Source organism: Microcoleus sp. T2B6 (assembly GCF_036700475.1).
Lineage (GTDB): Bacteria > Cyanobacteriota > Cyanobacteriia > Cyanobacteriales > Microcoleaceae > Microcoleus.
On record NZ_JAUBOZ010000052.1, the window covers coordinates 42,104 to 55,475 of the forward strand.

General features: G+C 47.7%; 6 protein-coding genes and 1 pseudogene. 3 read left to right on the forward strand and 4 right to left on the reverse strand.

The window, feature by feature from the left end; genetic code table 11:
- Positions 1 to 386 precede the first annotated feature (386 nt).
- Positions 387 to 1,565, reverse strand: coding sequence for a class I SAM-dependent methyltransferase (locus QUA00_RS21595; RefSeq protein WP_333411069.1), 1,179 nt, complete (start codon positions 1,563 to 1,565; stop codon positions 387 to 389).
- A 657-nt stretch (positions 1,566 to 2,222) separates the two neighbouring features.
- Between QUA00_RS21595 and QUA00_RS21600 the strand changes: the two genes are divergently transcribed.
- On the forward strand, positions 2,223 to 4,997 hold the full coding sequence (locus QUA00_RS21600; protein WP_333411065.1) for a phycobilisome rod-core linker polypeptide: 2,775 nt from the start codon (positions 2,223 to 2,225) through the stop codon (positions 4,995 to 4,997).
- 377 nt (positions 4,998 to 5,374) lie between these two features.
- On the opposite strand, the gene QUA00_RS21605 is transcribed toward QUA00_RS21600, so the two are convergent.
- The 3 genes from QUA00_RS21605 to QUA00_RS21615 form a co-directional block, all read right to left on the reverse strand.
- The gene (locus QUA00_RS21605) at positions 5,375 to 7,306 is read right to left on the reverse strand and encodes a S8 family serine peptidase (RefSeq protein ID WP_333411066.1); all 1,932 of its coding nucleotides are present in this window, start codon (positions 7,304 to 7,306) and stop codon (positions 5,375 to 5,377) included.
- A gap of 87 nt (positions 7,307 to 7,393) precedes the next feature.
- Positions 7,394 to 8,134: a hypothetical protein gene (locus QUA00_RS21610; RefSeq protein ID WP_333411067.1), complete on the reverse strand. Its 741-nt coding sequence runs from the start codon at positions 8,132 to 8,134 to the stop codon at positions 7,394 to 7,396.
- Between the two features lie 312 nt (positions 8,135 to 8,446).
- Entirely contained in the window at positions 8,447 to 8,569 is a 123-nt protein-coding gene (locus tag QUA00_RS21615; RefSeq protein ID WP_333411068.1) for a hypothetical protein, read from the reverse strand.
- Positions 8,570 to 8,690: 121 nt separating this feature from the next.
- Between QUA00_RS21615 and QUA00_RS21620 the strand changes: the two genes are divergently transcribed.
- The gene (locus QUA00_RS21620) at positions 8,691 to 12,398 is read left to right on the forward strand and encodes a WD40 domain-containing protein (protein WP_333141706.1); all 3,708 of its coding nucleotides are present in this window, start codon (positions 8,691 to 8,693) and stop codon (positions 12,396 to 12,398) included.
- Positions 12,399 to 12,564: 166 nt separating this feature from the next.
- Positions 12,565 to 13,203 (forward strand): annotated as a pseudogene (locus tag QUA00_RS21625) (phycobilisome rod-core linker polypeptide); the annotation flags it as partial.
- Between the last annotated feature and the right edge of the window lie 169 nt (positions 13,204 to 13,372).

Sequence of the window (13,372 nt, forward strand, 5' to 3'; positions counted from 1 at the left end):
ATAAATATATTGTGTGGTGTTAATCTGTAGGGTGCGTCGCTGCGAAATATTGGTCGATAAAACTTACAGATTGACGGGTGGCGACGCACCTTACACGGGCTAGAAGATTGTGTGTACCACATCTACATGGAATATGCTGTAAATTATACTCCGAGCAAAGAACAGGCAAGATGCCTGTTCCACAACAAGCTAATTTGATTGTGGGGAGTAGGAGTTAAGCATCTTGCCCGCCCTTAGATTTTACCGGGTGTGAGCAAAATTAGCTGTTTTGATAAGATCGATCGCACTTCATCCAATCCAATCTCCACATCAGTTAAAGTAAGGTGCGTCAGTTCGTAGATTATCGATTTTTCGCGAAAATAACGGCGACTGACGCACCCTACGACTCAACTTGGTGTTAGCAAAATTAGCTGTTTTGATAAGATCGATCGCACTTCATCCAATCCCATCTCCACATCCGCCAAAATCTCTCCCACAGTTTTGGTATTGCAACCTTGCAAAAACTCAAATTCCGGACTTGACAAATTGACCAATTGGTAGTTGCAATCAAACACTTGTTGACTCGGCCAACCGTGCATACAACCACTCAACTCAGGAATTGCCGCCAAAAGTGTCTTATCGTCCGACCAATCAATTTTATTAACAGGCTTTTTGCCCAAGAAAAACTCGTAATGAGTGATTTCCGTATCCAACAATTCAATTAATCGATAAAGCTCCCGTTCCGTCAAACCCTGAGCTCTTTCTATCAATTCCGGCGCTTTCCCCAAAAGTCTTTCTAACTGCCAATATCCCGGATTTGAAAAACCGAGAAATTCCAATCCCGAAGCGTCAATTAACTCGAACAAAGTCTCAATATTGTAGTCAATTTCCTGCGGGTGAACGTACATATCAGCAAAACATTCGTCCCGCTGATTTTCTCCTGCCCAACGCTGTTTTTCGTACTTGACAAGACGGTTGTTTTCTGGTAAAGAAGCAAAGATTTGACGACCGACTTTCACACCATCGGGATAGTCACCTTTTTGCGGGCCTTGGAGAAGTGCGATCGCCCTTTGCATCAGTTGAATTTCCCAGCGTCCGAGCTCAGCATACACAAAAATGTGCATCAAACCGCCCTCGGCCAACTTTGCCGCCAGCGCTTGAATGCCCCGGATCGGATCGGGTAAGTGGTGCAGCACGCCGACACAGTTGATCAAATCAAACTCACCCTCTAACTCGGCGGCATCGTACAGGCTGAGGTGGCGAAAATCAGCTTCGCGCGCTCCCGATCGGCGACAGCGTTCTTGTGCTACCTTCAAAGCACCCGCACTCAGGTCGATCGCCGTCACCGAAGCTTCGGGATTGAGGTGAATCAGATAATCGGTGCTCGAACCAGTCCCGCAGCCAGCGTCTAAAATCCGAATATCGAGTTTTGGCGGCTTTTGGCCAGTGCAAAAATTGTAAGCATCAGGCCAACTCCAGCGCCAGTTGTACCCAGGCGGCGGTTCATCTGACAAAGGATCGGGCGGGAAAGGGAAAGTATCGTAAAGCCGCCGCACGGCAGCACTGATATCTGGTGTAGTATCCATAGGTGACATTTGTTGCGCTTGGGGATTCGGGATTGGACTGACAACTGACCGCTGACCACTGACCGACAGCAATTTGATCCGCGCCCCCCGGATTTATCGGTGGGGTCGATTCTTCAATCTAAAATCTAAAATCTAAAATCTAAAATCGGTTGACAGCTTCTGCGTAATAAAACTTATCATTTTTTCTCATATAAGCTCTCTTAAATCTATACAATAAATCTCGACAGGCTTTTTAACAAACAAGGACTGTCAATAGCCCACCGCTGAACTGTCGGGTAAAGCGGAGGCGTCTTTCCGCAGAAAGTCAAAAGCCCCGAAACAGGCAGAAGAAAATTTTTGATTTTCTTTTCCTTTAATTCAAGGCACTGGCTGCGATCGCCCAAAGGCAACTCTCCTGCCGAGTCTTTTTTTCCACGGGTATGCCGGCGGAGTGCAGCGGAGGGAGTACCCCGTGCCTGCCTTCGGATCGGACATTTCCCCGCAGGCAGAAAGATGAAACCAAAACATTTTAATCTAAGAAAGTAAGCGCGCCCGAACCTCGTGACAGGTAAAGGCAAAAAGTAAACAAAGCAAAAATACCTACTTTGACCTGCATCAGAAGGCAAGGTTAGTCTGGTTAAATGCTGCAACTATTTGGATAGGGAGCGAAAGAGTCTAATGACTGTAAAAGCAAGTGGTGGAAGCTCGGTTGCGCGTCCGCAACTATATCAAACTGTACCGGTCGCAACAATTTCGCAAGCAGAACAGCAAGACCGCTTTCTACAGCGGGGCGAACTCAGCGAACTGGCAAGTTATTTCAGTTCAGGGGCTCTTCGGATCGATATCTCTGCGACGCTGACCCAAAACTCGGAACTGATAGTATCCCGCGCAGCCAACCGGATTTTTACCGGCGGTTCCCCGCTGGCATTTTTGGAAAGACCACAAGAACCTGCGATGGCTGTAGCAGGCGCGGCTCGCGGCGGATCGGGCAATGTCTCTGAAGGCATGAAACTGGGAACTGTCACCTACGTTGAAGGTCGCGCAGGCGGCGGCAACGGCGGTGGCGGCGGCGGATTCTTGGGGCTAGGAAATCTATTTGCTGGCAACGGTGGCGGCTACAGCGGCCCACTGCCCGCAGGATTTCAGCCGATCAATGTCTCGCGCTACGGCCCGGGCAACATGACCAAATCTCTGCGCGACTTGAGCTGGTTTTTGCGCTACATCACCTACGCGATCGTAGCTGGCGACCCGAACATTATTTCGGTGAACGTGCGCGGATTGCGGGAAATCATCGAAAATGCTTGCTCTTCGGCGGCCACAATTGTGGCAATGCAGGAAATGAAGGCAGCATCTTTGGGCTATTTCCGAAACAATGCAGAGGCAAGTGCGATCGTCGGACAGTATTTCGACGTAGCTATTACCGAATTCAAAGCTCCCACACCTTCAGACAAGGTGCGGCAGCGCGAAAGCAACGACCAGCAAGGGCTGCAACTGCCTCAAATCTACTTCAACGCAGCCGAGCGCCGATCGAAATTCGTCATGAAAACCGGTCTGTCTTCGGCAGAAAAGCTAGAAGTAATCAAAGCAGCTTACCGCCAAGTATTCGAGCGCGATATTACCCGCGCATACAGCCAAAGCATTTCTGACTTGGAATCCAAGGTCAAAAATGGCGAAATCTCGATGAAAGAGTTTATTCGCCGCCTTGGCAAATCTCCTCTGTACCGTCAGCAATTCTACGAGCCGTTTGTCAACAGCCGCGCTGTAGAACTTGCCGCCCGCCACTTCCTCGGCCGCGGTTTGAGCTCGCGGGAGGAATTTAGCAAGTATTTTGCGATCGTCAGCAAAGGCGGCCTGCCAGCCCTTGTAGACGCGATGGTTTATTCCCAGGAATATTCCGACTATTTCGGCGAAGAAACAGTGCCTTACCTGCGCGGTTTGGGCCAAGAAGCTCAGGAGTGTCGCAACTGGGGCCCGCAAATTGATTTGTTCAATTTCAGCGCTCCGTTCCGCAAGGTTCCTCAGTTCATCACCTTGTTTGCCGGCTACACCCAGCCTCTGCCAGACCAGCACGTTTACGGTGTTGGCAATGACCCCTTAGAAATTCAGTTCGGCGCGATTTTCCCGAAAGAAACTCGCAACCCCAAGAGCCGTCCGGCTCCCTTCGGCAAAGACACTCGCCGCATCCTGATCCGTCAAGGTGCAGGTATTGACAATCAGTTGAGCAATCCGGCTGCTCGCGGTGCTGCTCCTGGTTCTCTGGGCCCCAAGGTCTTTAAATTAGACCAGTTACCGAGCAACTATGTTGCTTCCAAGAAAACTGCCCGCGGTGTCTCCAGCAGCTACAGCAATGCTTCCAGTGTCAAATTTACCGAAAGTTCCACCCAAGCGGTGATTCGGGCTGCTTACCTGCAAGTGTTTGGTCGCGACGTGTTCGACGGCCAGCGCCAAAAGGTAGCGGAAATTAAGCTGGAAAACGGCGAGATTCCGATGCGCGAGTTTATTCGGATGTTGGCGAAGTCTGACGTGTTCCGCAATATGTACTGGAGCAAGCTCTACGTTTGTAAGGCGATCGAATACATTCACCGCCGACTCCTGGGACGCCCTACCTATGGCCGCCAGGAAATGAACGCTTACTTTGACATTTGCGCCAAGAAGGGTTTCTACGCGCTGGTCGATAGCATCATGGACAGCATGGAGTACAACGAAGCTTTCGGGGAAGATACAGTGCCCTACGAGCGCTATGTAACTCCCGGTGGTTTGTCGATGCGGACGATGCGATCGGGTTCCGTCGCTGAGCAAAATGTCCAAGCTCGGACGCCCGAAACTCCTCGGTTTATCGAACTCGGCACTGCGCTCGATCGGGGCGAATTCGAGTTACAAAATAGCCTCGCTCAAGGTGTCAGCAAGCGGCGCGAACAAACTAAGGTGTTCAAGCTGACGACTACTTCGGACAAAGTAGCTTTGAAAACTTTAATTCAAGCTGCTTACCGTCAAATTTTTGAGCGCGACATCAACCCGTATGTTGTGAAGAATGAATTCACGGCGCTGGAAAGCAAACTGGGCAACAATGAAATCAATCTCAAGGAGTTCATTGAAGCTTTGGGTTGCTCATCGCTGTACATCAAACAGTTCTACGCACCTTATCCAAATACTAAGGTGATTGAGTTGGGAACCAAGCACTTCTTGGGTCGCGCTCCCCGCAATCAAGCGGAGATTCGGACGTACAACCAAATCTTGGCAAGTAAAGGGATTAAGGGCTTTATCAACGCGATGTTGAACAGCGTTGAATATGCGGAGGCGTTTGGCGAGGATACTGTTCCTTACCGTCGCTTTCCGACTCTGCCGGCTGCGAATTTCCCGAATACCGAAAGGCTGTACAATCAACTCACTAAGCAGAATGGTGAGTTGGTGGTTCCAAGCTTTGAACCAGTAGCTGCTACTGACAGAAGCTAACAACAAACTGCAAGAAAATTGAGTTGGTAGGTTGACAAAAATCCCTCGCTATGGTAATGCTGTAGCGGGGGATTTTTGCAACCGCAGATTTTAGGATCGCGAATTAAATAATTTACACTCTTGAAAGTGGGGAGTAGGGGTTGGGCTTATAGCCCGCCCTTTCTGGACGGGCGGGACGCCCATCCCACAAGAACCATCAAAATTCTAAGTTATTTAATTCTCATTCCTTAGCGGATAAACGCGGATAAACGCTGATGGGATGATATGAAATGCTAATTTCGGCAACTTGCGAAAATAGCCTCACACCTCAAACCTAACACCTACAACCGAACTCTATCACCTCATAGCTATTACCTAATGCCTACAACCGAACACTTTTAACTAATTAGCTCGATCGCCCGATCGGCTTGAATCAAACCATATCCACTGGCAAGGTCAAATCCAACATCAAAACCGGGCGTGTTTGGATCGTCCATATCCAAAGCCGTTTGCGCTAGGACTCTATTAATGTCCGCTGGGCTTAAGTAGGGATTTGCTTGCAGCATCAAAGCCGCAACTGCCGCCGCATGAGGAACCGCTGCAGATGTGCCCGCGAAATTGGGGAAACTGTCAGCATCTTCCAGAATATCGTTGCCAAAGAACGTCGTATTGGTATTGTTGGGAGCGACGAAACTCGGCTGCGGGCGCAACTCAGGTTTAGATAGACGATCGCCCGTTTCGTTAAACAAAATAGGAGTACCGCCAGCCGAAGAAAAGTCTTCCAATATAGCAGGATTTACACCGTATTCAGGGGTGAGCAAGTAAGAGGCTGCTCCGATTGCTGCGACTCCTCTAGCATTTGCCTTTCCGTATGCAGTTGAACTATTGGTGTTGTAATTGTTGATTTTGAAAGTAGCAGAAACGCCCGCCACATACTTCATTAAACCGGGAGCAGCACCCGATCGCTTGGCAATCATGAGATTGAATAAATTGGAGCCAAAGGAACCATCATTGCGAAATGTCAGCTCCTCGAGCGGATCTCCTCCTACATTTGACAGCATACTGTGAGCCAATACTTTTTGTTTTGTACTGTCAACAAAGTAAATATCGAGGTCGTTAGTCGATCGACCCATCGGTGAGTCCCATTGGAATGAGATGGTGAAGGAATCATCTTTCTCTAGCGTGATGCTTTGATAGATATCGACTCCAATCCCCGGATCGAAGTCATGCAATTCTCCAAAACCAGCAAAGAAACCAGCCGAGTTGAAAGCACTTTGATAGCTAGCGCGAGCTTTATTACCTGCCGAAGTAAAGTAGACAACTCCTTTTTTAACTACTTCCTCGATCGCTTGGGCAATGATGCCATCCTGGAACATCGGTTGAGATAGGAAACCCACATCATCTACAATGATTTGCGCTCCCTGTGCTGCCAGCGAGCGAATGCCATCAGCCACAATTCTTTGACTTGCTTTGAAGAATTCTAGAGAGCTGTTAAACTCACCCGCTGCAGAGCCTGTATGAAATAACAAATCGGCTCCTGGAGCAATATCGTGGATAATTTGCAGCAAAGCTCTGCCTTCATCGGTAGGTAAAAATTTATTGTTCGTATATTCTGCTAACACCTTAACATTTGCAGGCAAATCGCCACTTTTAATATCTGCGGCTGCTCCACCCAAACGGTTGAAACTATCAGATATAACCCCGATTTTAACGCCCGTGCCATCTACCTTAAACTGTTCTCTAGCGAGATCCGATCGCATGGCCCGATCGCCCAGGCTGGTTACAGATCCAGGAGGTTTTAAAGTGAGGAAGGCTGAATTGTCGATCGCGCTGGCACTGGTGTTTTTGATAATTGCCAGCAAATTCCCAGTCTTAGTGCTAATTAATGTACTGTCGCTGTTGTCGCCTGTGCCTTGATAAACGATTAATTCATCAAGGGTTAACCCCGCAGCTAAACCGAGCCGATCGCGATCGTTAAGATTAAAGTCAGTGAGAATATCAGTTCCTTCCTGGGCTTCCAACACGAAGATATCGCTCTCAGTCCCGCCGATTAATACATCTAGCCCCGCGTCGCCCGCGAGCAAATCGCTGCCAGCATTCCCCCAAATCGTATCGTTGCCGACATCGCCCAACAGGATGTCATTATCGCTAAGTCCATTGATGCGATCGCCACTTTGATTGTTTATTGCATCGCTGACATGGTTGAATCTTGCCATCAAATCGTTGAAATTGTTGGGCAGCGCGATCGGGCTTTTCATGTTACTGGCTAGCAGCAGATTGTGGCGATCGAGGAAAGTAGATAAGTTGATATTTACAGGATCGATGTTCATAGAAGTTATGCCAAATTCCAAAATTTTTTCACGCCAAACTAGACATCACTTAGGTGCTGTCGGTGCATGTGCTTTTTAGTCGTTTAATTACGGCTTCATATCCCTAAACAAATCTCTTGGGATGTTAGGCGGCCAATCGAGGGGCGGCATTGGGAAGCCATTCTGCTGGGAAGCAGGCTGTTGTTGACACCGCTTTTTGTCGTCATTTAAGCCAAAGCCCATGTTCCAACTGAAATTTTCGTTGCGGGTGATGCTTTGATTTCTCCGATCGATTCTGGCGGTAAAAGTCCCGGATTCAATGATGGTATTACCGCGTTTTATCTCATAGGAAAAGTCATTATTGCCAGGTTGTACGGCTAAATAGCTACCCTTGTGTGTGATGTCAAAAGACACTTTAAATCCTTGCGACATTGGAGCTTTATCGTATCCGCGATCGGTATAAGGAGAAGGGTTGCGATCGAGCCCGGGGGTGACATTTCTGATAGTAACGCGCAACCCTGGAGCGGGTGGCGTAGTTTGGGAAATGAAGGCTGCTCTCCCGAAGACTAGCTCTTCGTGGGTGCGGCTGTGAGTCTCCATATTAGGGTGGTAGAACTGACCGACACACTTGCCTGAGTCTACTTGGTAAGTTGTAGTGACAGATAAAGTAGTTACTGCACCGACATTGAATTCCTCAGATGCTTGAAATTGCAATCCGGTTTGCAGGGCGGGTGATGGGGTTTGGGCATTGGTAATATCAGACAGCACCGGTACGCTTAACAGTGAAATTCCCATGACTGTAGAAACAAATTTTGCTTTCATTGTTAGGATTGATTTTTGTAATTTCATCGGTTTAGCCTCACAAATATTTGCAATTATCGGCAAGTTTTAGCAAGCAGATAACCGAGCTCGTGTCCGATCGATTACCATAACAAAAACTGTTTGTAGTGCGGACTTTATGCAGCAGGATAGTGCGGGTTAAAGTCCAGAATACGAAGCATAGTTATTGCGGTCGCTCGCGCCTACACGATAGGATACGATAATTTTTGGGACTGGCTGATTTCTAATTCGATTTATTCTCAATCTAATGCAAGGTGTTGTTTGCATCATGTGTACCAGCATCTCGAATTCAGGCTTTCATGTCGATAGATAAACTTCGCGTTACAGATCGATTTTCCACAGAGCAAGTTCGTGCAGGGTATCTGCCACAGCCAAACTGTTGAACTTAAAGGAGTTTGAGCCAACTTCTGGCAGTCGGTTAGAGTCCAAAAAATTTAACCGCATTGCAATTCACAAAATCCGTTTCCTGTCAATAGCTGAAATTCGTAAATTATTTGGTAAGCTTCAAAGGAAATATTGTTCGATAGGTAATTTTTGTAACAATTAATACTTTTATCGATAAAGTATGGAGCTGGAACACGGACTTGAATGGGTCGATCGGCTGGTGAAAAATCGCACGGGCAATCCTCTGACTGCTATGGAAATTGCGCTGCTTAGAGGTGCGTGGTTGGGACAAACCTACGAAGCGATCGCACAGACAACTAACTACTCTGCCAGCTACCTCAGCCGTACCTTTGCACCCCAGTTATGGCAACGTTTATCAACTGCCTTTGGCGAATCTGTAACGAAGAAAAGCTTTCGTGCTTGTATAGAACGCCTTGCGGCCGGACAAATAATTGCACAACAACAGGGACAAGACACAGAAAAACAAAAAAATGCTCCTGTTCTTGCTGACCATCAAGCTAGCCTTGCCCAAACACCAGCCACTGCGATCGGCTGCCTCAATGTGGATCCTCTTTGTGATTGGGGAGAAGCGATCGATGTCTCCATTTTTCACGGACGCACTCAAGAATTAGGCAAGCTAACCCAGTGGATAGTGCGGGAGCGCTGTCGATTAGTCGCCCTGTTAGGGATGGGTGGCATTGGCAAAACCGCACTGTCAGTAAAACTGGCCCAGCAGATTCAAGAACACTTCGAGTTTGTTGTGTGGCGATCGCTGCGGAACGCGCCTCCCCTAGAAGACTTGCTCAAAGACCTAATTCTAATACTTTCCCAGCAACAAGACATTGAGCTGCCTCGATCGACTTACGAACAAACTTCTCGTTTATTGCAATACTTGCAAAAACATCGCTGTCTGCTGATTCTAGATAATGGCGAATCGATCTTGCAGAGCGGCGATCGAGCCGGGCACTATTTACCTCAGTATGAAGGCTACGGACAATTGTTGCAGCGTGTTGGCGAGAGCAGCCATCAAAGCTGTTTAGTCTTTACCAGTCGTGAAAAACCAGACGAAGTTGCGGTTCTAGCAGGAGAAATCTCTCTAGTGCGGGTACTGCAAACGATCGGTTTAAGCGCTGCAGAAAGCGATGGCATTTTCTCAAGTAAGTCTTTGAGCGGTTCAGATGCCGATCGCCAACAGCTTAATGAACTTTATGGGGGAAATCCTCTGGCTTTAAAGATTGTCGCCACCTCGATTAGCGAAGTATTTGACGGCAATATTTCTGCGTTTATACAGGAAAAAACTGCTGTTTTTAACGGAATTCGGTTGTTACTTGATGGGCAATTCAATCGTCTGTCGGATATAGAAAAACAGGTAATGTATTGGCTGGCTATTAATCGAGACTGGGTAACAACTCAGGAATTGCAAAATGATTTTTTCCCTGCGCTTTCTAAAGCCAAACTGCTAGAAGCATTAGAATACTTGCGGCGGCGATCGCTGATTGAATGCAGCACTCAAGGATTTACCCAGCAACCTGTTGTCATGGAATACATGACACAGAAGTCGATCGAAACTGTTTGTGATGAAATTTGTCAGCAGGCACCGCAATTATTATCAACCTACGCACTGTTAAAAGCGCAGGCAAAAGATTACATTCGAGAGGCGCAACTGCGAGCGCTCGTGCAACCTCTGATTGCTCAACTGTTGGGTCATTTTGGCACTCAACAGGCGATCGCGCAACAATTACAGCCAATGCTAGAACGCCTGAAACGAGAACCTCACCTCCGATCGGGATATGGAGCTGGTAACTTAATCAATCTACTATCTCAATTGCACGCCGATCTGAGTGGATATGATTTTTCTGGCTTAACGATTCGTCAAGCAGATTTGCGACAAGTGTCGCTTAAACAAGTTAATTTAGCTGATACCCATTTGATTAACTCAGTCTTTGCCGAATTACTGGGCAGCCTCAATGCAGTTGCCGTCAGCCCAGACAATACCTTAGTCGCAAAGCTCGGTAACGATGGCATGATTTGTGTTTGGCAGGTGGCAACAGGTCAACGAGTGCTTACCTTAGCAGCCCACACTTCTTTAGTCTTGAAAGGTTTGGATTTTAGCCCAGACGGACGATTGCTGGTGAGTGGTGGTTACGATCATCTCGTCAAGTTGTGGGATGTCACAACAGGAAGATGCCTGCAAAGCTGGTTCGTTGGTAATTCTGTGCTAGTAACGATATTTAGCCCAGACGGTAAGCTAGTTGCCTGCAGTAAAGATGGCAATACGATCGAACTGTGGGATGTCCAAACCGGGCAATGTCTCAGGGTGCTTTCAGGCAGTCAGGCTCAAGGTATTGGGTTGGCATTTCACCCTCACAGCAGGCTACTGGCGAGTGCTGGGGCCGAACTAACAGTCAGACTCTGGGATGTCTCGACTGGAGAATGTTTGCAGACATTTGTCCATACAGATATGGTGTGGTCAGTTGCTTTTAATTCTGACGGTACTCATCTGGCGACGGGTGGAGCAAATTCTTCAGTCAAAATCTGGGATCTAGAAACGGGGGACTGTCTCCATACTTTGGAAGGTCACAAAGGTCCTGTAAATGCGATCGGCTACACTGCTGATAGCAGCATTTTGGTAAGTGGCAGTAGCGATGGCACCGTTCGCCTCTGGGATGTCCGGACTAGAAGATGTCTTAAAGTTCTGTCGCAAGGCGATGGAGATGCTGTCTTCGCAATTGGCTGTTTCTCGAACAGTTCGATCGTTGTCAGTGGCAGCGTTAACGGAACCATCAGATTTTGGGATACAACAATCGGGCAATGTACCAGAACTTTGCAAGGAAAGATGATTGCTTTTAGAACCCTCGCCTGCAACAGCCAGGGAACTCTACTGGTTAGTGGCAGTGAAAATGGTCAAGTAAGAATTTGGGATATAGCAACTGGACGCTGCTTGAAAGTTATAGCAGAACATACTATACAGGTTTGGGGTACTGCGTTTCATCCCCAAAAAAACTGGTTTGCTACGTCCGATTTGGGTGGCAAGGTATGCCTGTGGGAGTTTGAGGTAATTGCTCAACCTTCTACTCTCAGTCAAGCTTCAGAAACTGCATTTGACTGTCGTCTTAAGACGGTTTACCAGCATACCCATTGGGTGCAAGCGATCGGCTTTCATCCTCAAAGCGATATTTTAGTGATGGGTCATGGCGATGCAATGATTCGGTTCTGGGATATTACTACTGAAACCACGATTAAAACCCTATTTGATGGGGGGCATTGGAATGTACTAGCAATCGCGTTTCATCCGCAAGCTCATCTCCTAGCAAGCGTGAGTAACGATCCGTTAGTCAGAGTGTGGAATGCAAACACTGGCGAGCGTTGTATGGCTTTGCAGGGTCATACCAGTCGCAACTGGACAGCGGCCTTTCATCCCCAGGGGCACTTGCTGGCAACAGGTGGTGATGACCATTTGTTGAAGTTGTGGGACATTAATACAGGTCAATGCTGCGTTACTTTGCAGGAACATACGAGTTCGATTTGTTCTATTGCTTTCAGCCCAGACGGTAGATTAATGGCAAGCAGCAGTACCGATCGCACAATTCGCCTGTGGGATACAACAACTTGGCAGTGCCTGCGAGTGCTGCAAGGACACACAGGAGCGGTCATTTCTATTGCGTTTCAACCGCATTGTGATGGCGTTTCTTCAGATCGTCCGCTGATTCTAGCCAGTGCTAGCTATGATGAAACCCTGCGATTGTGGAATGTTCAAACAGGAGAATGTCTCAAGATTCTCCGTCCCGATCGGTTATATGAAGGCATGAATATTACTGGAGTAACCGGATTAACGGAACCTCAAAAAGCAACATTAAAGGCGTTAGGAGCGATAGAAAACCAATTATGAAATTTCAGTAGGTAGGCGTAAATAAACCCGCTTATGTAACAGAATGTAAATAACTCGAAACTTCTGCGATTGCCTTTCTTCGGATCTTAACGAAGAGAGGTTCTCTTCGTTAAGCTCGCTTGTGACTACGCGCAGCGGTTCTGTTGTCGAGCAAACTGTCGAGACTGAGGAAGAAACTCCGAGGTTTATCGAATTGGGCGCTGCGCTCGATCGGGGCGAATTCGAGTTACAAAATAGCCTCGCTCAAGGTGTCAGCAAGCGGCGCGAACAAACTAAGGTGTTCAAGCTGACGACTACTTCTGACAAAGTAGCTTTGAAAACTTTAATTCAAGCTGCTTACCGTCAAGTTTTTGAACGCGACTTGAATCCCTACGTTGTGAAGAATGAATTTACGGCCCTAGAAAGCAAACTTGGCAACAATGAAATCAATCTCAAGGAGTTCATTGAGGCTTTGGGCTGCTCATCGCTGTACGTCAAACAGTTCTACGCACCTTATCCCAATACTAAGGTGATTGAGTTGGGAACGAAGCACTTCTTGGGCCGCGCTCCCCGCAATCAAGCGGAGATTCGGACGTACAACCAAATCTTGGCAAGTAAAGGGATTAAGGGCTTTATCAACGCGATGTTGAACAGCGTTGAATATGCGGAGGCGTTTGGCGAGGATACTGTTCCTTACCGTCGCTTTCCGACTCTGCCGGCTGCGAATTTCCCGAATACCGAAAGGCTGTACAATCAACTCACTAAGCAGAATGGTGAGTTGGTGGTTCCAAGCTTTGAACCAGTAGCTGCTACTGACAGAAGCTAACAACAAACTGCAAGAAAATTGAGTTGGTAGGTTGACAAAAATCCCTCGCTATGGTAATGCTGTAGCGGGGGATTTTTGCAACCGCAGATTTTAGGATCGCGAATTAAATAATTTACACTCTTGAAAGTGGGGAGTAGGGGTTGGGCTTATAGCCCGCCCTTTCTGGACG

What these genes read in the sequence shown, in the direction of transcription:
- QUA00_RS21610 (WP_333411067.1), bottom strand. Translation starts at nt 8,134, where the DNA reads ATGAAATTACAAAAATCAATCCTAACAATGAAAGCAAAATTTGTTTCT.
- QUA00_RS21615 (WP_333411068.1), bottom strand. Translation starts at nt 8,569, where the DNA reads ATGCGGTTAAATTTTTTGGACTCTAACCGACTGCCAGAAGTTGGCTCA.
- QUA00_RS21600 (WP_333411065.1), top strand. Translation starts at nt 2,223, where the DNA reads ATGACTGTAAAAGCAAGTGGTGGAAGCTCGGTTGCGCGTCCGCAACTA.
- QUA00_RS21595 (WP_333411069.1), bottom strand. Translation starts at nt 1,565, where the DNA reads ATGGATACTACACCAGATATCAGTGCTGCCGTGCGGCGGCTTTACGAT.
- QUA00_RS21620 (WP_333141706.1), top strand. Translation starts at nt 8,691, where the DNA reads ATGGAGCTGGAACACGGACTTGAATGGGTCGATCGGCTGGTGAAAAAT.
- QUA00_RS21605 (WP_333411066.1), bottom strand. Translation starts at nt 7,306, where the DNA reads ATGAACATCGATCCTGTAAATATCAACTTATCTACTTTCCTCGATCGC.